The sequence below is a fragment of the Afipia sp. 1NLS2 genome (genome assembly GCF_000178995.1).
In the GTDB taxonomy this organism is placed as follows: domain Bacteria; phylum Pseudomonadota; class Alphaproteobacteria; order Rhizobiales; family Xanthobacteraceae; genus Afipia.
The window spans coordinates 1303602-1322041 of record NZ_ADVZ01000001.1; the positions used below are offsets into that span (position 1 = coordinate 1303602).

Below are 18440 nucleotides of genomic sequence, written 5' to 3' on the forward strand. Positions count from 1 at the left end.
AAGCAGGGATGCATTCGTCGGTCATTTGGATTGGCATTCTGTCGGCGGCGACAGAACGTTCTCTCCATCGACACGCGGCCGTCCGGCACGATACGCAGCTCGTGCGGCCTTCAGGGCACCTTCTGTCATAACCAAAGGACATGCAAACTATAACTAACGCGAGTGCGAGGTGATCTGAGCGATGAGCTACAATCAGGAACTATCGGGGCAAGCAAAAAGTGGTGCAACTGAACATGTTGGCAGGATGGCAAGCAAGGCATCCGACGAGCGGAAGTGTCGACAAGGCACACTTCTGCTCGGGTATGGTATCGGGGCAAAGAGCTTTAATGGCGCCCCTGTCCAACAGTGTGGGTGCGAGTCAAGCATACGAGTGCCATTTCCGCGACGCGCTGGAGCGTCTGCACGGCGAGCAGCGCTACCGCGTCTTCGCTGACATCGAGCGCATCGCCGGTCGCTTCCCGGCCGCCAAATGGCGCCGGTCCGACGGGACGGTCACCGAGATCACGGTATGGTGTTCGAACGACTACCTGGGCATGGGGCAGCATCCTGAGGTCGTTGCTGCAATGACGGCGACGGCACACCGCTGCGGTGCAGGAGCAGGCGGAACCCGCAACATTGCCGGGAATCATTCACCGTTAGTCGACCTGGAGAGCGAGATTGCCGACCTGCACGACAAGGAAGCGAGTCTCGTCTTCACCTCCGGTTACGTATCGAACCAAGCCGGCATCTCAACAATCGGTAAGCTGATTCCAGACTGCGTAGTCTTGTCTGACGCTTTGAACCACAACTCGATCATCGAGGGCGTGCGCCAATCAGGCTGCGAGAAGCGGGTTTTCCGGCACAACCATCTCGGTCACCTCGAGACGTTGCTGCGTGAGGCCGGTGACCGTCCCAAGCTCATCGTGTTCGAGTCCGTGTACTCGATGGATGGCGACGTGTCGCCGATCGGCGCAATCTGCGACCTTGCGGATCAGTACGGCGCGATGACCTACCTCGATGAAGTTCACGCGGTCGGCCTCTATGGTCCTCGTGGAGGAGGGATTAGCGAGCGCGACGGGCTGATGCACCGTGTGACTGTAATTGAGGGCACTCTCGCCAAGGGATTCGGTTGCGTCGGCGGCTATATTGCGGCCTCGCAGGTGATCTGTGATGCGGTGCGCAGCTTCGCTCCCGGATTCATCTTCACCACGGCGATGCCTCCGCCAGTTGCAGCCGCGGCTCTTGCTTCCCTGCGTTACCTCAAGCACTCAAGTGCCGAGCGCGAAGCGCATCAACGACAGGCCGCTGCAACGAAGGCTGCACTACGAGCCGCCGGGCTTCCGGTTCTGCCTACCGAGACCCACATTGTTCCGATTGTCGTGGGTGACGCAAAGCTTTGCAAGGCTGCCGCCGACCACCTCTTGGAGCGCCATGCTATCTACATCCAGCCGATCAATTATCCGACCGTCCCCCGAGGCACAGAGCGCCTGCGCATTACCCCCTCGCCATTTCACGGTGAGGAGCACATAGCAAAACTCGCAGCTGCGCTCGCCGAGACCTGGGATACTCTCTCTCTTGCCTGAGAGCCGTTCTATGGGAGCGCCTCCTTCGCAGCCATCTCCTCCCGGGCCGTGCATCGAGCGAGCGACAGTTACTTGGCGGCGCAGACCATGCTCGGAATGCGTCGCGCGTCCCAGGTTGCGGCTGAGCAAGCGAAGGCCGACGGTGTCGATTCCAGAAAAGCTGACTGGCGGCGTCCGCGCCACTTTTTCGGCACGCCTCTGGAAAAAAATGTGATGTCCCTCGATCGAGTTCCTTTTCGCGCGTCCAATTTGCGTGACTCATTCCATAACACACCTTGTTGGCCTCCTTGCCACCGGGTGCTCACAGTTTTGGCCTTCTACGTGGCCCCCGCCATCCTGATCTGGAGCGTCAGCGCTCCCATGACATGGTCACGCACAGCACCATGGTTGCTGGGTCGACGAATTACAGACCTGGGCAATTCTTTCAAAGGCGCGCGCTTACACTTCAATGCTCTGGCCAAGAGCGCTCTCTCGGACGAGCCACGGGCCACACGTTGGAAAAAAGCGACCTGAACGCGACAATGACTAGCCGGAAACGAAAATGGACATCAAGCAGTCGTGCCGTCTCCTGATCGAGGATCTGTCCGTCGCGCGCGGTGAGCGCGTGGTTCTCGGCGACGTTTCCTTGCGACTGGCCGCTGGGGAAATTGCCGAAGTGACGGGCTCGAACGGCGTAGGCAAATCTACTCTTTTGCGTGCGATTGCCGGCTTCTTGCCGCTGGCATCCGGCCGCATGTGTTGGGAGGAGGAGACTGGAGCCAAAGATCCGGCGCCTCTCGCAGAGCGACTCCACTATGTCGGCCATCTCGATGGGCTAAAATCTGCGCTGACCGCGCGCGAAAATCTTCAGCTCGGCCTAACGATCTTAGGGGGGAGCCGCCTGACCCCGTCAGAGGCGCTGGACCGGATCGATCTGGCCCATGTTCTGGACCTGCCGGTCGGCTATCTCTCGGCAGGGCAGCGCCGCCGGGTTGCATTGGCCCGACTCTTGGTCGCCTATCGTCCCCTATGGCTGCTCGACGAGCCACTGACCGCGCTCGACCGGCACGCGCGGGCCTTGCTGAAAACTATTGTAGCCGACCACCTCGGAAGCGGCGGCTTGATGGTCGTAGCAACGCACGAACCGCTCGGTCTGCCGGGAACACTCGAAATCAGGCTCGAGGCGAAGTGAGCAGCGTGCCGTTGGAATATGTTCGTCCGCTGGGCGCCGGTTCATCCGGGAGCCAAGATGAAGATCGCGTCCCACCTCCCATTCCGTGGGTGCAGTCGCGCCGCGATGGCGACACCAGGTGGAGACCATGACCCGCATCCTCCTTGCCGTTTTTCTTCGTGACCTCATGCTGGCGCGGCGCGTTGGTGGCGGCGGGGTCCTCGGCATAATCTTCTTCCTCAGTCTCATCACGATCGTGCCTTTCGCGATCGGACCCGACTTGAATTTGCTGGGGCGCATTGGTCCGGCCATTCTGTGGATAGCGGCGCTACTCGCGAGTCTTTTAGGCCTTGACCGCCTGTTCCAAGCCGATCACGAGGACGGTTCTCTAGACCAGATGCTGCTGTCGCCGGCGCCCTTGGAGCTCATTGTCCTCGTAAAGTGTCTGGCCCACTGGTTCGTCACGGGGCTGCCGCTCGTGATCCTCTCTCCCTTGTTCGGCCTGATGTTGAACTTAGACGGCCCGGCGCTCCGAGCAGTAGCAATAACTCTGTTGGTTGGTACGCCGGCCTTGACCTTTCTGGGCGCAATCGGAGCCGCCCTCACCGTCACGTTGCGACGCGGCGGCCTTCTGCTCTCGATCCTCGTCGTGCCATTAGCCGTACCGGTTCTGATCTTCGGCGTCTCGGCGGCGGAGAGCGGCACAGTGCCTTTTTTAACCCCCTTGGTGATCCTCTGCGCGCTCAGCCTCGCATCCTTCGCGCTCTCTCCAATTGCCGCCGCCGTCACGCTTCGCGGGGCGGGAGAATAACGAGCGCCGCTTCGAAAAAGGCTCGTTGTTAAGGAGGGGCGGTTCAGCCGAAACGACATCGCGTCGGCCTCCCACAGGTAATTCGACCGTCCGGGATGGCTATGGGGGAGCATCGGCGTTTAAAACAATCGCGAGCCGGTCGCGTTCGGCTTGGCTCAAGGGGGCGGACGGTGCTGGCTGCTGCCGGCGGCGCAATCCGAAAAGAAGAGCGATCGCGCCGGCCGCGAACACAAGAGCCGGCATTCCCCAGAGTAGAGCGGTTTCCAAGTCGAATGGCGGCTTCAACAGGACAAAATTTCCATAACGCCTCACGAAAAAGGCGCGTACCTGCTCGTCGCTCTCGCCGAGATTCAGCCGCTCGCGAACGAGCAGCCGGAGATCCCGCGCGAGCTCCGCATTCGAATCATCGATCGACTGGTTCTGGCAAACCAAGCAGCGCAGTCCGGCGGAAATCACCCGCGCCCGCGCTTCGAGTTTCGGATCGGCCAGAACCTCGGCCGGTTGCACCGCGCTCGCGAGTTTCGGCGCGAGGCCTATCAGCACGATCAAGAGCAGGAGAATGTAACGAAGTGCAGTCATTCTGCAGGCTGCGGCGCTGCGGGGTTGGCACCGAGGACACGAGCTGCACGGCGCGCAAAGCCGATTCTAAGCCGCCTGTCGGACAACGAGACAATCCCTCCGAATGCCATGATGACGGCGCCAATCCAGATGGCCGTGACAAGCGGCTTCCAGAACATGCGCGCGTCGATCGAACCATCTGGGTGCTGCTCCCCGAGCGAAATGTAGACCTGGCCAAGACCCAGCGTCACGATGCCCGCTTCGCTGACGGTAGTCTGTCGTACCGGAAAACTGCGCTTCGCGGGCTGGACGGAGGCCACGGTCACGGCGTTCCGCCTGATGATCGTATCGGCCAGGACTTCGGAATAATTTGGCCCCTCTTGCGAACGAAGACTCACAATGGTGACTTGATAGGGACCGAGATCGACCCCCTGGCCCGGCTTGACAGCCTCGATCCGCTCCGTCCCCCAACCAGTTGCCGCCAGGCCCATGAGTGCCACGCCTAGGCCGGCGTGAGCGATTGCCGCACCCCAAGCGGAGCGCGGCAGCCCGACCGCGCGAGCGAGCATCACCCTAGCGGGCTGACCACGAGTCCAGACGCGCGACGCCACATCGCCGAACGAGCCGATGATGAGGTAGGCCGCGAGGCCGAGACCGACCACGGCAAGGACGGGGCCGCCGCGGTTGACAGCGACCAGTACAATCGCGACCACGAGGCCCCCCATAGCCGCGAACGTCATCCGCTGAGCCGCGCCCAGCAGGTTGCCGCGCTTCCAGGCCAGCGATTGGCCGATCGGCATCAACAATAGCATCGGCACCAGGAGCGGACCGAGTGCTAAATTGAAGAATGGTGCGCCAACCGAGATCTTGTCTCCGGTCAAGGCCTCGAGTGCGAGCGGATAAAGCGTGCCGGTCAGCACCGTCGCGCAACAGGTAGTGAGAAGCAGGTTGTTGACGACGAGTGCCCCCTCCCGTGACACGGGCGCGAACAAACCACCGCGGCCTAGAGATGGGGACCGCCAAGCATAAAGCCCGAAGGAGCCGCCGATGAACAGGGTCAAGATGATCAGGATGAAGACACCACGCGCCGGGTCGCTGGCGAAGGAATGGACCGAGGTCAGCACCCCTGAGCGGACCAAAAACGTGCCGAGCAGTGATAGCGAGAAGGTGAGAATCGCCAGGAACAGCGTCCAAACCTTGAGGGCCTCACGCTTCTCCATGACGGCGGCCGAATGCAACAGCGCGGTGCCCGCGAGCCAAGGCATCAGCGACGCGTTCTCGACCGGATCCCAGAACCAGAACCCGCCCCACCCCAGCGTGTAATAGGCCCAGTACGAACCCATGGCGATACCCAAGGTGAGAAAGATCCAGGCGATCAGCACCCAAGGTCGAACGTAGCGGGCCCAGGCCGCGTCCAGTCGGCCGCTGATCAGGGCCGCCACCGCGAAGGAGAACACGATCGAGGAGCCGACATAGCCGAGGTAAAGTAACGGCGGATGGATGGCGAGGCCCGGGTCTTGAAGCACCGGATTGAGGTCTTGCCCCTCAAGGGGTGCGGGAAAACGGCGCGCGAAGGGATCGGAGGTGAACAGAATGAAGGATAGGAACGCAAGGGAGATCCAGCCCTGGACCGCGAGCGTGTTGGCGCGCAGCTCCTCCGCCATACCGCGCCCAAGAGTCGCCACCGCGGCCCCGAAAGTCGCGAGAGTCAGAACCCAAAGCAGCATAGATCCTTCATGATTGCCCCAGACGCCGGCGAACTTGTAGACGAGCGGCTTGGTGGTTAGCGAGTTCTCGACGACCGTCACGAGACTGAAGTCGGAAACCACATGCGCGTAGGTTAGCGCCGCGAAGGCAAAGGCCAACAGTAAGAACTGGGTGATCGCAGCTGGGACCGCGACGGAGGCGAGTCGGGGATCACCGCGGTGAGTTCCCCAGATCGGCAGAACTGACTGAAGCAGCGCGACTGCCAAGGCCAGGGCAAGCGCGTAATGTCCGGTTTCGACGATCACTCTGTTAATCCCATAGGCCGATTTGGTTGATATTCTTGCGCCTGCGCGGATTTTTCGTCGTTGCGCCAAGTGCCGGTTCGCTTGAGCTTGTCGGTTACATCCTTGGGCATATAGCGTTCATCATGTTTGGCGAGCACGGCATCGGCATGGAAGAGGCCCGGCCCTTGCACCGTGCCCTCGGCCACGACACCCTGCCCTTCCCGGAAAAGATCCGGCAGCAATCCGGTATAGCTGACTTTGATATCTCTCTTTTGATCGGTGACCTCGAAGGTCACAGTGGACGACCCGCCACGGATGAGAGAGCCCCGCTTTACCAGGCCGCCGATGCGCAGCCGGGTCCCCGGCGGCGGTGCCTTTTCGGTCATTTCGGTCGGCCCGTAGAAGAAGACGATGCTGTCACGCAACGCAAACAGGATGAGCCCCACCGCGATCGCCAAAGTAAAGCCTGCCGTGCCGATCAGAGTGAGGCGCCTGTGCTTTCTGGTCAAAGTCTACCCTTTCAAGCCGAGCTGTCTGACGAGTTCATCAATACGCGTCGCCGCTCGCGCGTCGGCTGAGAGCTTGGTCCGCGCCATTGCGACGGCCGCCTCGGCCTTCTCGTGCTCATTCAACATTGCGTAAGACCTGATCAGTTTCAGCCACCCCTCGAGATCGTGGCCTTCCTTCGCGAGCTTTTCGGCGAGCCCATCCACCATTCCGCGGATCGCTTGGGTCCGCTGCTCGGGAGAGAGCGCTGCAACGTTAGCCGCCGCCTGGCCCGAATGCGCGGCTTCCGCGTCCGATTGCGGCACTTCAGAAAGACTAGCCAGATGTTGAAGGATGGCATCCATCCAAGGCGCATCAGATGGCGTGTCGGCCTTCAACGCTTCCCAGAGTTGTCTCGCTTGATTTTTGTTGCCATCTCTCTCAACCGCGATCGCCTGGAAGAAACGCGCTATGGGCTGTTTGGGGTCTTCCACGAGCGCCTTGTCGAAGGCGGCGCGCGCCTCCGCTGTCACGACGCCGTTGGCCGCCATCACCAACGCCTGCCCGAGAGACGCGCGCTCCTGTGCATTCTCACCGAGCAGGCGTAGCGCCGCCTCGTAGGCGCGCGCCGCATCGTGAAAACGTCCCATGCGCAGATAGATAGGCGCAACCGCCCGGAGGCCGCCGCCGTCGTTGGGATCGATCGCGAGGTGCGCTTCGATCTCGGAGATTGCAGCAGCCGGTGTAAACTCCACCGTCCGGCGCGATGCGATGGGCATGTCCGGATGACCGGGAGCGCCAACCCTGAGATAAGACGCGAGCGCGAGAATCGGCAGCACCACGACTGCCGCCGTCGCGGCGGCAGCGCGCCTCGGCCAACGGCGCTGCGACACACGCGGCCGGCCCCCGGACGCAGAGTCAATCGACGCGAGTAGCCGGCGTTCGAGCTCGGCCCGGGTCGTCGCCGCGTCCTCGGGCGCGACTAGACCACAGCGGACGTCATCATCTGCCTCGGTCAGGAGGCTGCGATAGAAGGTGATGTCGGAAGCGCGGGCGTGAGGCTCTTCGTGCCGCGCAAAGAGTGGCCAGATCAGCGCCAGCACGACGGCGGATGTCATCATTGCGATGGCGACCCAGAGCATGTCTCAAGGCCCCCAGTTTGCTTCTGCGATCGCGTGACGCTCCAAGACATGGGGCATCCGCCGACCTCGAAGTTCGAATTGTTTCGCGCAGTTTTGCCTCCGCGGTCCGATCCGTCGTCCGCGAATAGCGCGGACAAGCGATGACCCGTGCAGATGTGAGAGATTGCTTGTCGAATCCGCTGCGAGGAAATCGGCGCGTTGCAGGGCGGCTGTCATGGACGCTCTGCCTTCGCGATCGCGGCCATCAAAGCAGGTCGGGTTGCATCCGAGATGCCGCCAACAAGCTTGTACACGATCGTACCATCACCTCTGACCACGTAGGTCTCGGGGACCCCGTAGACGCCGAAATCGATCCCCACTCGCCCGGACCGGTCAGTACCGACCTGTGCAAAAGGGTTTCCCTTTGCAACGAGATAGGCCAGCGCCTTCCCAGGGTCGTCCTTGTAAACGATGCCGGCAACCTTCACTCCCCGCTCCTGCAGCGCCCGGTCGCCTGCCAATGTCAGAAGCGCCTGGTGCTCGTTGTGACACTCGGTGCACCAGGAGGCGAACACATTCACGATCGTCACGTGCCCCGACCGCAGGTCGGCGCTCGACAGGCCGGGCCGGCCGAGTGTGGAGAGCCCGTCGAGCGGCGCCAACGCAAATTGCGGCGATGGCCTGCCAACGAGAGCCGAGGGTACGAGCGACGGATCGCCGGCGCCGAGTCGCACCAGGAGTAGCGCCGCGATCCCGAAGGAGACCAGCAGCGGGATTGCCACGCAAACGCGGAGCAGCGCGTGCCGAGGCGCCGTTGCGTTCGATGGGGAATGCATAGAAGTGGGGGTGTCGGTCATGAGTGATTGGGCCGATCCGAACGGTCGGGAGCGAGCCGACGTAAACTACGGAGCTGAACACCATAGTTGATGAAGGTTGTCACGATCATCCCGGCCAGGACCATACCCGTCACCAGAAACGCCGCGATGATCGATCCGCCATGCTGAACCATAATCTGCTCAGCGCGCCGCTTCGAGCGGCCGCATGCCGGCCATCGTGGGTTCACCGCCCGCAGCCAGTGTGATCGCAAGCCGCCGGACGCGGCGCCGCATGATTTCGTTGCGGACCGCCATTACGTGGAGAGTCACGAACAAGAACGTATATGCGAGCGCCATAACTATCAGTGGCCACAGCATTGAACTGGCGATGGCCGGGCCTTCCATTCGGAAGACGGAAGCCGGTTGGTGAAGGGTATTCCACCAATCCACCGAAAATTTCACAATTGGGATGTTGACGAACCCTACGAGCGTCATGACCGACACGGCCCGCGCCGCCTTACTCGGATCTTCAATCGTCTGCCAAAGCGCGATCAAACCCAGATACACCAGGAACAGAACCAACACAGAGGTGAGCCGAGCATCCCACACCCAATATGTACCCCACATCGGCTTGCCCCACAGCGAACCGGTGACGAGGCAGATAAACGTGAAGGCAGCGCCAAGAGGCGCAGCTCCCTTCTGTGCTGCATCGGCGAGTGGATGACGCCAAACCAAAGATCCGAGCGCGGATACGGTCATTAGAGTGTAAGCAAGCATTGCTGCCCAAGCAGCAGGGACGTGAATGTACATAATGCGTACAGTCTCGCCCTGCTGATAATCGGACGGCGCGATGAACGTTCCGAACAGACCGAGCGCGAAGGCAAGAATCGTCAAGCTCCACAGCCACGGTAATAGCCGCGCTACGACGCGCAGGAAATTGCCCGGATTGCTGTAGGCGGTGAGAGACGCCCTCAATTTCTGATCTCCTCAGGTGCATCCGTGGGGCCGGAGCTCGGTCTTGCGGGAAATCGACGGCGTGCCGAGGACGCCGCCTCTAACCCGCCACTGTACGTTGCTTTACAATACCTTACATTGAGGCAATTCGGCCAATAACCACCGGTTATCATTTCAATGCTGGGTCGCCTATCAACGCTACGTCACTTGAGTGATCAGCTATGCCTTCTGGCTCGATCGACGAGCAAAGATATCTGCTTCTGAATTTCTTGCGCGTAGCGTGCAATTGGCCCGACATGCTGACATCGCCAGCAACGAAACGATCCGCGCGTCGTGTGGCTCTGTGAAGCGAGGCTATGAAGGCTTCGGCAGCCTCTGACGTGGCGTGAGCGATGACTTCGCGAGCATCTATCGAACTAGAAAACTCAATGTCGACAGTTTCGCATTCATCGCCCTTTGCTCTTCGTTCATCCTGGCTTCCCTCTTTTGTGTACCTGCGATCAGACGCACCGTTCAGGCAGTCGAAGAACCTAGCCCATAGTGCGTCCTTTAATTCGGAGGACAAGGACGCCCCATAAAACGCGGAATCAGACAGCGCCTTCTGGACAGCGACAGAACACGCTGCACGTTGCGTGCTGAACTGCCCTTCGCGGATGGACGCAAGTGCAAGAACGACCCTCCGCCCGCATTCGCCAAAACCACGCCGAACTCCAAGCGGCTTGCTTGATACATCGTAGACATAGTCGAGATCGGTGAGATTGCTTGAATCCACCTGAATACTCACGGTGCTGGCGCCGATCTCCTTCGTCGAAGAATCATTCGTTGGTGAAACCCACGACTGGGCAGTTCACCAGAATTCCAGTCGTTTTAACCGGACCTCCGACAGGGCTTACCAACAAGCCAGCTTCGCTTTTTGCTACAATGTCGTTACCGTCAGTAATCAGCTTCCGTTGATTGTTCTTAACAGCCTCTTTGGCCCACTCGGCCAGTTGAACATCCCACATCGGTGAATATCCGGCACTGATCTCCTTGAAATGCGCAAGGATGTCGAGTGAAGGGCCTTCGCCACTGAGCGCGCTGTTAAGCCCTTGGCGCTCAGGATCCTTCGGCCCGGTCCGACCATTTACGACTGTGTAGATAATCTCCGTTGCGCCGCTTTGGAGGACGTCGCTTTCGGCAGGCGCAAAGGTAGATGCCTCGAGTGCAGCTGATTCCTCGGAGTTGGCGTCGAAACTGAGGTACCGCAGGTGCTTGCCGTCCGCAAATCCGAAGCGCAGCTTCAAGTCGACGGTGCCATTGTCAGGGCAGATGCTTGCCACGGAGTCGGTCACAACCGAGTAATCGGGATTGCCGCCGCAAAACGAGATTTTCTCTGATCCGACGTTGAAGGCGATCATGGGGGCATTGAAAACAATGTCATTACGGTTTGCCACCCGGACCAATGGGCTGTAGTGCGCATCCCCGACAGATCCGGCCCGCGCCAATCTAGGCGGGAAGAAATTTGGCGTCTCTCCAGCAGTCAACGTTTGAACTGGTGAGAAATCAACTCGCCCCGATTTGAAGACGAAGTTATTGGACTCATCCATTTCCGCAACCCGCGTGCTCGCGAGGTCTTTTGCCTGACTGAGGCTTGGCGCCCATGTGAGGCCCATCTTTTTGGAAGTGGCGAAATCGCTTACGTCGGTGAGAACGAACCAAACTGTCTCTCCGGAGGAAAGGCGACCGCGATGAAGCGGCAATCTTACCACTTCTTTTGCAAGATCGACTTGGCCTGACGTGAGGAATAGCTTGGTGATTCTCTTTTCGACCGATGTATCCGCCGCCGAACTCCCCTCAGTCGCGAAAAAAGATACGAGAAGAGCCATCATCAGTCCGTAAACGCACTTCCTAAGACGGTTGTTCATAATCGCTCCGATCACTGGCTTTCATGGCCGGCCTTTGGCCGGCCCTCCCCATTTTGGCGATTTCGCACCTACTTCTTCAGCCCGGGATAACCGGAGACATAGATCCAGTCAGTCCCCTTGGCTGGAATGTGACAGCCCAGACAATCAGTACGAAAATCCTTCGAGGTGGTCTTGACCCGATTGTCAGCATCGAACCAGGACCAGCCCCAGCCGTTACCCCACAGCTTGTTGTCAGGGTGGCTGTTCTTGCTGTCCTTCACCATCATGAACCAGCCCTTGAGACGATCTACATGGCTGACGGTGCCCGTGGTCATTACTGCAGTTGCTGTGCTCTGGACCTCTTTTACCAAGATCGATCCATCAGGAAACTTGCCCGTAGCGCGATAAGCCTCCGCAGCTCCCGGCGAGGCGTAAACAGTGTGCATCTCTTTCGCACCCTTCTCGTCGCCCGCGACAGACCAGCTTCCCAAGTATTCATAGCTTGTGCGGTAATTGTCCGGTATGCGCATATTGCCAGCCGCGTCGACGGGTTGGACTTTCCCAGAGGCGGCCTGACTGGCCGCTGGCAGTGACACAAGGTATCCAACGCCCATCACAATTATTGACGCCGACAAAGCCGCCATCGTTGACTTGAGGATCTTCATCGCAGCCTCCTACTTCTTTTTCTGGTCGGCGGGGACGGGTACGTTATCAAGCAGGGTATAAAACTGTGTCCAGACATCATCGCGTTTAGCACTAGCGATATGACAATACGCGCACTCCTCCAGCGGCCTGACTTTGGCGGTGGCGGCCTTCGGCTCGAAGTGGTTGAAGTTGTAGTAACCCCAGCCATTAGTCGCGGGGTACCGTTTGCTGTCTTTGACGGTCACGTCGGCGCCGTTAAAAGGCCCCGGAAAAAATCCCCGGCCAGAGGGCTCTTGCCTCGAACCGTCCGCACGATCGGCGGGCAGCATAAGTTGTAGCTCCTTGACGAATATGGTTCCTTCGGGGAAGACGCCCGTCTTCTTATAGATTTCATAGGAACCAGGCTCGATGTATACGTTGTGGAACTCCGGGAAGTTTGCCTTCCCATTGTTCAATACGTTTGGTGTCAGAGGCGAGCCAACATAAACCCATTCATGGAAGTTTTTCGGCAGCAGGAGAGCACCATCACTCGTGTATTCCGGAAGATAGCGCCCAGTTGCATGCCAGTCGTCCGGCGGAGGAAGCTGTGGTTGCTGCGCGAATGCCACCGTCGCGATCGCGCCGACAGCAAGAACGCTGGAAAGGAATACTGACACCTTGTGCTTCATGATTGTTTCTCCAGTCAAACCGCGATCCGCTCGCGTCGGCGATGAGAATGACTTTCCTCGGCCGGAACAGCCAGACTTAACCGAGGTACCCCGCGTCGCGAAAGTGACATGTGGGCATCGAGTCGATGCCCATTGGGAATGCGGAGCCTGGGCACCTTGCTGCCTTGCAAGGCGGTGGCAATTATGTTGCAGTTCGACGAGGCGATCTCTGCGCTCAACGTCGCGAGCGTGCACCTAGTCCAGCACTCACTAGCAGTCTGCTGAAAAACCCCTCGCCGTAGCGAGATTTGCTGATTCACTTTTTTATCACGAATTTTTATCAGAATTGGCGAAGGCTCGTACGCGGGCACATTTGTGGATCAGGGCCGGCTGTTTTCGTGCATCTCGCCGAGATGTTGGAGCCGCAGAACCATCCGCTGAGAAGGATTCGCGCGCTTGTCTGTGATTTGCTGCGAACTGAACCATAGCTTTGGTAAGCTCTATTCGAATGAAGGATGCCCCTCGATCCCTCCGGAGCAATTGCTGCGCAGGCAAACAGACGGAAACACTGTAACGCGCCCTGAGCGCTCATGGCTCTTTCTCATAGCGGCAGCGCTAACCGGATAGTCAGGCCGCAATCCTCATTCCTTTCTGCCCAGATCCGTCCACGATACGCCTCTATGATGCTCCGGCTTCTGAATAGGCCTAAACTCATTCCAGAGTCTCTTGTGGTGAAGAATGGATCGAACAAACGATTCATATCGTTCGTGTTTGTTCCTGAGCCACCACCGCAATCGCGAAGTGCCGTTAACATTTCGACATCGTCGGCATGGCACGATATTTCCAGCCTTCTCGGCCGGCCGTGCACACCCTTCATCACATCGATGACGTTTCGCAGCAGGTTGAAAACAACCTGCTGTAGCTGCAAGCGATCTCCCCTCAACTCCGGCAACCCTTCATCGATATCGGCACGCACGGAAATGGATGACTCCTCCAACGCGTCACGAAACATGCCTAATACTTCCAAAATGACGCCGTCGATCCTGATGAAGCTGAGGTTTGCCTGCGCCTCCTCGGCCAGCACTTCCAATCCACTCACGATCGCAACATCCCGCTTTCTTTTGTTTACAACCTGGTTAGCGGCTTCGACCGCCTCGGATATCTCCACTGGATATCTTGACAGCCAACGGCGGCAGGCCTCCGCGCTGGTTTTCAGCGCGGTCAGAGGTTGATTCACCTCGTGCACGATCGAGCCGGCAAGCTCGCCCAAAGCCGCCATGCGCGAAGCGGTCGAAAGCTCGGCCTGAGTTTCGGCAAACAACCTTTCGGCGGCCTTCCCTTCTGTAAGGTCGATGACGATTCCCCGATACAGGAGATCTCCATCCCCGTTCGTCTCCGGATGACCTTCCGAGTAGACATGACGCACCCTACCATCTTTCATGATCCGGTATTCCAGCTGAAGGGTGCTCCCGGTCGCGACGGCAATGGAGGTTTCGCGTTCGACACGATCTCGATCGTCCGGATGCAGTTTAGCGATCCAGATTTCCAGATCGAGCTTCTCCGCCTCGGGTGAGACACCGAATATCCGAAAAAACTCTCTTGAACCCATCGACGCTCCCGTCGTGGGGTTGAACTTGAAATGACCTATCTTTCCGATGCACTGATGCCGAAGCATCGAATCATAAATTTCGTCGCGACTTGCCTCTGCGTGCTGCCTTAGCCGTGTTTCTCGCGCGAGATCATCGGTTAATCGAAAGTTTGTCAGAACCGCGGCAGCCTGGATTGCGATGGCGCTGAAGCTTTCAATGGAGGCTGCTCCGAAGCTCCCGCCTCGATCCGCTTCCAGGTAGATCAGACCCACTGTGTCCCCTCGATACCTTAGAGGTATCCACAAGACGGAAAGGTCGATGCTGGTGCCATCGAGCCTAGAAAGAACTTCGTTCATCGAAGTGGGATCGGGCATCCTGGCAGCATGCTCAAGAGCCCCAAGGTCCAACGCAAACCGCGAGGAGGAAAACCGAACACCCCTCACAGCATTCTCGGCCCAGTTCGACGTGGCGAACGGTACGAACTGACCGTTCTCGTTGAATAGCACAGCCCCAGCTGACGCTCGTGACCGATGAAGAGCGATCCCGAGTAGTGCCTTTGCAAGTTCTTCTCGGCTTCTCGCCTCGAGAAGAGCGAAGGTCGCGTTTTGCTCTTCCTCGGCTCTTTCGCCCCGCACACTTATCGGCATGGCCAATTTGGTCTCGCAGGTTTTGCGGAACACATCATTGCTGAAGATGACTCATGAGAAGTTTCCAGGTGATCGAGCGATCTCGTCGGACTTTTCATTGAGAGCGAAGTGTCTCGCATCCAGGATGTCACCATCCCAGAGTGCGAGCACATGCTGAAATGAGGATTGGGAATGCTACCGATAATGACTGGTTATGCACTTCCAGGAAACGCGTTACATCATGCATAAATGCGCGGTGACCAGCTCCAGATCCGCAGCGCGGACGAGCGCGCTCACCGGCAGGCGAGCGGGAATGAAACCTCGATTTATTCATTTCCCCTTCCTGCGAGAGCACTCTCCTGCTCGATTAATGTCGCCCCTGAATTTATCTAATTTGACTGCGAGCTACGCGAGCCGGAGCAGCTTCTTCCGCGCCTTCCGACAGGTCTATGGTCACGATCCTTCAGGTTACCGTGCTGTGGCACGCCAATTGCCGGACGGGCAGCAGGACTGACGATCCATGCACTGGCCTGGTCCGCCCGAACGAATGTACGGTCAAATCCCATGCGATCGGCGATAGCGCACCGGTGGCCGACAGGTCGGTCGGGCCGCGATTGAAGCAGGCCAAGTTCGGTATCCCGGGCCCGCAATCTCGCCGGGCGCATGCCCCCCAATCTCCGCCGCCGCTGCGATGATCATCTCCCTCTTTCAGTCCGGGTCGAAGAGTGCCGGACGCTCGGACACCGATTGAGGACCCCTGGGCAATGGGTTCGCCATAAGGTAAGAGGGGCGCCGGGGGAACCAGCCAGCTTATCAAGCGCTCAAATCTCTGGCGACGCGCCGCCACCGTTCATCAACCGCTGCGGCGGGCTCAAGATCGGAGATGATCGGTTTGCGCAGCACCTCCTCTCGCTACGGCGCCGCCGCCCAAGCCTTCCATTGGCTGACCGTCATGCTGGTTCTCGCCGCCTATGTGCTGAGCAAGGGCGACCAGGATTCGCTCTATTCCGCCGCCGCGGACGGGCTCCGCAGGATTCACGAGGCGCTCGGGGTGCTCGTCTTCATTGTCGTCGTGCTGCAGCTGCTATGGCGGCTGATCGACAGCGCGCCCGCGAAGCAGCCGATGCCGCGATGGATGGCTGCGGCCGCGAAGCTCGTCCACTTCGCGCTTTATGCGCTCCTCATCGCGATTCCAGCAACGGCAGTGCTCGGTACCTGGCTCGAGGGGATTCCCCTCACCCTTCCTGGATTCGACATCGCCCCCCAGATCGCGAAGGCGCATGGACTGGGGCAGCTGATCATGGAAATACACACCACCCTCGGCGATGCAATCCTCTGGGTTGCAGGCGTGCATGCAGCCGCGGCTCTCTTTCACCACTTCTATCTGCGCGACGAAGTCTTTCAGTCGATGGCTTCCGGGCGGATGAATGATTAGTCCGAGCCACTGCGGCGAGGCGTTTTCCCTCTGAATGTCGCGCTGCCCTTCAAGGAACGGTAGTTCCTTGGACGGCTCACCCACAATTGGTCTTGCCGATGGTCCAGCCCATGCCACCTTGCAGGGCGGCGCGTGCGGTCTGCAATCTCCCCAGTGCCGCCCGCAACCGACCGCCAAGCGCCAGGCCGAGGTGATGAACAATAGATCCATCCTGAAATCGAGAGAGCGATTGAAGTCAGCCGCCCTGTGGATCATTGCGAGGTTGCAGTGCGCGCCGGTCACCAAATCTTGAGGAGCACCGCATTTGAACTCGCGGCTGTCTTTTACGAGGGCAAATGTCCGCGCTCTGCACATGAACGGCGGCGCTTCACTTAGTCTACCGGTGCGCGGATCATCCCTCGATGATCACTGTTGCGGGATTAGAGCATGTTCGCATCAGGACGGGCGTTAGATCGCGTATCACATTTTTCACGTCGAGCGAACCGATCCGCGGATGAATGGCAAGGATGACTTCATCGATGCCGTGTCGCCGCGGGGCCTCTATCTGATCTCTTACATCCTTCGGGCAGCCTGAGAAGGCAAAGCGCCAAACCAATTAGTCGGGAATTAGCCAAGCAAGTTCCGCCAACCAGCCGCGGTTGGCGTTCGTCGTTGTCCGGTGCTATTGCCGCCGTAATTGCGAGCGAAGCGACGCAATCCGAGCCTCACCTGTGACTCTGGATTGCTTCGTCGCTTCCGTTCTCCACAATGATGCTCTGTCACACCGGCCGGCCGCGCTCGATGATCTCGGCAGCGCCTCTGGCGAGCAGCTCCATTCCCACTGCGCGGCCGAGTTCGCGCGGACGGCTTGCGCAGCCAACACGCGAGGCCTCGATGATGCGACTGCCCGCATGATCGAGCACGGATGCGGCGAGCTGCATCTCCGTGCCCATGATTTCCGCAAATCCCGCAATCGGCGAGTTACAATGGCCGTTGAGCACCCACAGCACCTCGCGCTCGGCGTCGGCGCACGCGTGGGCCGACGCGTCGTCGATCGCTGACAGGATATAGCGCGTCTCGAAATCACGCGCGGCGCATTCGACTGCGACGATCCCCTGCCCTACTGCCGGCAGCATCTCGGCAATCGAAAATTCGTACGCGATCCGGCTCTTAAGCCCGACGCGCTCGAGGCCTGAGCGCGCCATGATCAACGCATCCGCGGGCCCCACCGCACCGCCATCTGGCAGCTTCTGCTTTGCGCGCTGGTCAAGCTTGCGCACGCGGCTGTCGGCGGCGCCGCGGAAATGGATGACCTCGATCTCCGGAAACAGTCGCCGCACATAGGCCGCGCGGCGGACGGAGTTGGTGCCGATCTCGAATCCCTTGCCACGCGTGCGTTTGAGCTCGTCGACCGAGGTGCCCGGCCGCAGCACTAGGACGTCGCCGGGCGGATCGCGCGAGAGCGCTGCGCCGATCACAAGCCCGGGCGTGTCCTCATTGCCCGGCACGTCCTTCAGCGAATGCATCGCGGCGTGGAGCCTTCCGTTAAGCACTGCCTCGCGAATCTGCGCCACGAAGGCCCCACCTTTGCCGCCATGCGGCGAGAGCTTGCCAGCCTGGTCGATATCGCCCATGGTCTCGAACTTGACGATTTCGACCTCGGTGCCGACGGCTTTCAGGCGTCGTGCGATCTCCTCAGTCTGGGCGATCGCCATTGCGCTTTTGCGCGTGCCGATCCGCAATCGATCCGATGCCATAAGTATCCCCTTCAAGGCCGCGGGCCTCACACCCGCGCCTGTTCGGGCCTTCTAAACTCCGCGTGAGCTTTCTCAAAGTCCTGGAAGATCTCTCGCCTCTGTATAATCCGACTAAACAGGGGAGCCGGATGTGCGGCTGCTCCGTTGGTCTCGGCCGGCGGCTACGGTCTCGGAACGCTGTGCGTCATCGACGTGCAACCGAGACGGTCGACCAAGCGCTCATCGATGATTTGTCGGACTTGGCATCTTGCTCTGTCCAGAGCCGTCTGCGCGGAAAAACGGAGCTCCAGTTGGTCCAACATGTTCACGTGGGTGAACTTCGCTTTACCGACGTGCCATCAGGTGTTCGTTCAGATCGTCCGATTGCTCCCAAAAGATGTCCACGCGGACGTTGCGCGCGCCCGCCCAGCAGAAGACTAGCCTAACCGGTC

At 59.6% G+C, this 18440-nt stretch carries 16 protein-coding genes; 4 read left to right on the forward strand and 12 right to left on the reverse strand.

Annotated features, from left to right (window positions below; genetic code table 11):
• The first annotated feature begins 326 nt into the window (after positions 1-326).
• From hemA to ccmB, 3 genes are all read left to right on the forward strand, one after another.
• Positions 327-1562, forward strand: coding sequence for a 5-aminolevulinate synthase (gene hemA / locus AFIDRAFT_RS06425; protein ID WP_002718101.1), 1236 nt, complete (start codon positions 327-329; stop codon positions 1560-1562).
• 541 nt (positions 1563-2103) lie between these two features.
• Positions 2104-2733 carry a heme ABC exporter ATP-binding protein CcmA gene (ccmA, locus tag AFIDRAFT_RS06430; RefSeq protein WP_002718100.1) on the forward strand — a complete coding sequence of 210 codons (630 nt, stop codon included), beginning with the start codon at positions 2104-2106 and terminating at the stop codon, positions 2731-2733.
• A 127-nt stretch (positions 2734-2860) separates the two neighbouring features.
• Positions 2861-3523 (forward strand): heme exporter protein CcmB, encoded by a 663-nt coding sequence (gene ccmB / locus AFIDRAFT_RS06435; protein ID WP_002718099.1) that lies wholly within the window; start codon positions 2861-2863, stop codon positions 3521-3523.
• A 99-nt stretch (positions 3524-3622) separates the two neighbouring features.
• Here the strand turns inward: ccmB and AFIDRAFT_RS06440 are convergent, their stop codons facing one another.
• The 11 genes from AFIDRAFT_RS06440 to AFIDRAFT_RS06490 all read right to left on the reverse strand — a co-directional run bounded on the left by AFIDRAFT_RS06440 (position 3623) and on the right by AFIDRAFT_RS06490 (position 14484).
• The gene (locus AFIDRAFT_RS06440) at positions 3623-4102 is read right to left on the reverse strand and encodes a cytochrome c-type biogenesis protein (RefSeq protein WP_002718098.1); all 480 of its coding nucleotides are present in this window, start codon (positions 4100-4102) and stop codon (positions 3623-3625) included.
• Entirely contained in the window at positions 4099-6093 is a 1995-nt protein-coding gene (locus tag AFIDRAFT_RS06445; RefSeq protein WP_002718097.1) for a heme lyase CcmF/NrfE family subunit, read from the reverse strand. The genes AFIDRAFT_RS06440 and AFIDRAFT_RS06445 overlap by 4 nt, the downstream gene beginning before the upstream one ends.
• Positions 6090-6581, reverse strand: coding sequence for a cytochrome c maturation protein CcmE (gene ccmE / locus AFIDRAFT_RS06450; RefSeq protein WP_002718096.1), 492 nt, complete (start codon positions 6579-6581; stop codon positions 6090-6092). Before ccmE ends, AFIDRAFT_RS06445 begins: the two co-directional genes overlap by 4 nt.
• A gap of 3 nt (positions 6582-6584) precedes the next feature.
• Positions 6585-7700: a c-type cytochrome biogenesis protein CcmI gene (gene ccmI, locus AFIDRAFT_RS06455; RefSeq protein ID WP_002718095.1), complete on the reverse strand. Its 1116-nt coding sequence runs from the start codon at positions 7698-7700 to the stop codon at positions 6585-6587.
• Positions 7701-7912: 212 nt separating this feature from the next.
• A complete protein-coding gene (locus tag AFIDRAFT_RS06460; RefSeq protein ID WP_002718094.1) occupies positions 7913-8536 on the reverse strand; it encodes a DsbE family thiol:disulfide interchange protein in 624 nt (207 codons plus the stop codon).
• 159 nt (positions 8537-8695) lie between these two features.
• Complete coding sequence (locus tag AFIDRAFT_RS06465) at positions 8696-9469, reverse strand: heme ABC transporter permease (protein WP_002718092.1); 774 nt, start codon at positions 9467-9469, stop codon at positions 8696-8698.
• A gap of 148 nt (positions 9470-9617) precedes the next feature.
• Positions 9618-10232 (reverse strand): acylphosphatase, encoded by a 615-nt coding sequence (locus AFIDRAFT_RS06470; protein ID WP_244597776.1) that lies wholly within the window; start codon positions 10230-10232, stop codon positions 9618-9620.
• A gap of 31 nt (positions 10233-10263) precedes the next feature.
• Complete coding sequence (locus tag AFIDRAFT_RS06475) at positions 10264-11313, reverse strand: DUF7482 domain-containing protein (RefSeq protein WP_245258128.1); 1050 nt, start codon at positions 11311-11313, stop codon at positions 10264-10266.
• A 107-nt stretch (positions 11314-11420) separates the two neighbouring features.
• Positions 11421-11996: a cytochrome P460 family protein gene (locus tag AFIDRAFT_RS06480; RefSeq protein ID WP_002718089.1), complete on the reverse strand. Its 576-nt coding sequence runs from the start codon at positions 11994-11996 to the stop codon at positions 11421-11423.
• Positions 11997-12005: 9 nt separating this feature from the next.
• A complete protein-coding gene (locus tag AFIDRAFT_RS06485; RefSeq protein WP_002718088.1) occupies positions 12006-12644 on the reverse strand; it encodes a cytochrome P460 family protein in 639 nt (212 codons plus the stop codon).
• A gap of 580 nt (positions 12645-13224) precedes the next feature.
• Complete coding sequence (locus AFIDRAFT_RS06490; protein ID WP_244597774.1) at positions 13225-14484, reverse strand: sensor histidine kinase; 1260 nt, start codon at positions 14482-14484, stop codon at positions 13225-13227.
• Between the two features lie 1237 nt (positions 14485-15721).
• Here AFIDRAFT_RS06490 and AFIDRAFT_RS06495 point away from each other — a divergent pair.
• On the forward strand, positions 15722-16273 hold the full coding sequence (locus AFIDRAFT_RS06495; protein ID WP_009338385.1) for a cytochrome b: 552 nt from the start codon (positions 15722-15724) through the stop codon (positions 16271-16273).
• A 758-nt stretch (positions 16274-17031) separates the two neighbouring features.
• Here AFIDRAFT_RS06495 and hemC read toward each other — a convergent pair.
• The gene (hemC, locus tag AFIDRAFT_RS06500; RefSeq protein ID WP_002718085.1) at positions 17032-18009 is read right to left on the reverse strand and encodes a hydroxymethylbilane synthase; all 978 of its coding nucleotides are present in this window, start codon (positions 18007-18009) and stop codon (positions 17032-17034) included.
• Between the last annotated feature and the right edge of the window lie 431 nt (positions 18010-18440).

Coding starts and splice junctions, on each gene's coding strand:
- ccmB (WP_002718099.1), top strand. CDS start 2,861: ATGACCCGCATCCTCCTTGCCGTTTTTCTTCGTGACCTCATGCTGGCG.
- hemA (WP_002718101.1), top strand. CDS start 327: ATGGCGCCCCTGTCCAACAGTGTGGGTGCGAGTCAAGCATACGAGTGC.
- hemC (WP_002718085.1), bottom strand. CDS start 18,009: ATGGCATCGGATCGATTGCGGATCGGCACGCGCAAAAGCGCAATGGCG.
- AFIDRAFT_RS06495 (WP_009338385.1), top strand. CDS start 15,722: ATGATCGGTTTGCGCAGCACCTCCTCTCGCTACGGCGCCGCCGCCCAA.
- AFIDRAFT_RS06480 (WP_002718089.1), bottom strand. CDS start 11,996: ATGAAGATCCTCAAGTCAACGATGGCGGCTTTGTCGGCGTCAATAATT.
- ccmI (WP_002718095.1), bottom strand. CDS start 7,700: ATGCTCTGGGTCGCCATCGCAATGATGACATCCGCCGTCGTGCTGGCG.
- ccmA (WP_002718100.1), top strand. CDS start 2,104: ATGGACATCAAGCAGTCGTGCCGTCTCCTGATCGAGGATCTGTCCGTC.
- AFIDRAFT_RS06475 (WP_245258128.1), bottom strand. CDS start 11,313: ATGGCTCTTCTCGTATCTTTTTTCGCGACTGAGGGGAGTTCGGCGGCG.
- AFIDRAFT_RS06460 (WP_002718094.1), bottom strand. CDS start 8,536: ATGACCGACACCCCCACTTCTATGCATTCCCCATCGAACGCAACGGCG.
- AFIDRAFT_RS06440 (WP_002718098.1), bottom strand. CDS start 4,102: ATGACTGCACTTCGTTACATTCTCCTGCTCTTGATCGTGCTGATAGGC.
- AFIDRAFT_RS06485 (WP_002718088.1), bottom strand. CDS start 12,644: ATGAAGCACAAGGTGTCAGTATTCCTTTCCAGCGTTCTTGCTGTCGGC.